Consider the following 1,657-nt stretch of genomic DNA (forward strand, 5'->3'; position numbering starts at 1 on the left):
GAAGCCTTACAGAAGCAAGACCAAGTGGAATATCTGCTGGATGTGCTGCTCTTTGGGGAGACAGAGGAAAAAGCAGCTTTGATTACGGACTACGGGAAGGATGTGATACAGCTTGAAAAGCGAATGGCAGAGCTTGCCGCCGCAAACGCAGCAAGAACTAAAAAACACCATGAACGCCATGCAGCCGCCCCAGAGCATTGAGGAAATCAAGGCGGGGCTGGAAACTACCGAGAAAGGCGGTGTCCGTCAGAGCATACGGAACTGCCTGACCGTATTCCAGCGTGACCCGCTGCTTTCCGGGGCTATCGCATACAACATCCTGACCGACCGCAAGGACATCATAAAGCCCATCGGCTTCCACAGGGAAAGCACCGCCCTGAACGATACAGATATGAAGTATCTGCTTCTCTATCTGGAAGAAACCTACGGGCTTACCAATGAGAAAAAGATTGATAACGCCATCGGGATTGTGGCGAATGAAAACAAGTACCACCCCATCCGGGATTATTTAAGTTCCCTTGTGTGGGACGGGACAGAGCGAATCCGCTTCTGCCTGCGGCACTTTCTGGGGGCTGACGCAGACGATTACACCTATGAAGCATTGAAGCTGTTCCTGCTGGGTGCAATCTCACGAGCCTTTCAGCCGGGGTGCAAGTTTGAAATCATGCTCTGTCTGGTCGGCGGTCAGGGGGCTGGCAAGTCCACTTTCTTCCGTCTGCTGGCAGTCCGGGACGAGTGGTTCTCCGATGATTTGCGGAAGCTGGACGATGACAATGTGTACCGCAAGCTGCAAGGTCACTGGATGATCGAAATGTCGGAAATGATGGCAACCGCCAACGCCAAGAGCATTGAGGAAATCAAGTCATTTTTAAGCCGACAGAAAGAGGTTTACAAGATACCCTATGAAACCCACCCAGCAGACCGCCCCCGTCAGTGCGTGTTTGGCGGCACTTCCAATGCCCTTGACTTCCTGCCCCTTGACCGTTCCGGCAACCGCCGCTTTATCCCCGTCATGGTGTACCCAGAGCAAGCCGAGGTTCACATTTTGGAGGACGAAGCCGCTTCCAGAGCCTATATCGAGCAGATGTGGGCAGAAGCGATGGAAATTTACAGAAGCGGCAGGTTCAAGCTGGCTTTCAGCCCTGCCATGCAGCGGTATCTCAAAGAACACCAGCGGGATTTTATGCCGGAGGACACCAAAGCCGGGATGATGCAGGCGTATCTTGATAAGTACACCGGGAGCATGGTCTGCTCCAAGCAGCTCTACAAGGAAGCCTTGAACCATGCCTTTGACGAGCCGAAGCAATGGGAAATCCGGGAAATCAACGAGATTATGAACCAGTGTATTTCTGGCTGGCGGTACTTCCCGAACCCAAGAATGTTTTCCGAATATGGCAGACAAAAGGGCTGGGAGCGTCAAAACCCGGCAACGGACTCCGGCAACCCGTCTGAAAAAACGATGGACGGTTTTGTGGAGGTCACAGAACAGATGGAGCTTCCGTTCTGAAAATGGCAGCCCGTTGCACCCCCTGTTGCTATCCCGTTGCCGAGCCGGTTGCCGGGGAAAATCCCGAAACTATCGGCTTTTCTCCCCTATGACAACCAAAACAACAGAAAAATAAAAGAAAAGTATAAATAGTAACCATCGCCAGATTGA

Annotated in this window: 1 protein-coding gene and 1 pseudogene; both read left to right on the forward strand. The window is 52.3% G+C overall.

All coding sequences use genetic code 11. The features are described from left to right. Window positions 1-201 (forward strand): annotated as a pseudogene (locus DWX32_RS19195) (CHC2 zinc finger domain-containing protein); the annotation flags it as partial. Then, window positions 170-1,507 carry a virulence-associated E family protein gene (locus DWX32_RS19200; RefSeq protein WP_118660879.1) on the forward strand — a complete coding sequence of 446 codons (1,338 nt, stop codon included), beginning with the start codon at window positions 170-172 and terminating at the stop codon, window positions 1,505-1,507. The pseudogene DWX32_RS19195 and the gene DWX32_RS19200, both read left to right, overlap by 32 nt. Window positions 1,508-1,657: the final 150 nt, after the last annotated feature.

This window comes from Blautia sp. AF19-13LB (assembly GCF_003479105.1).
GTDB lineage: Bacteria > Bacillota > Clostridia > Lachnospirales > Lachnospiraceae > Fusicatenibacter > Fusicatenibacter saccharivorans.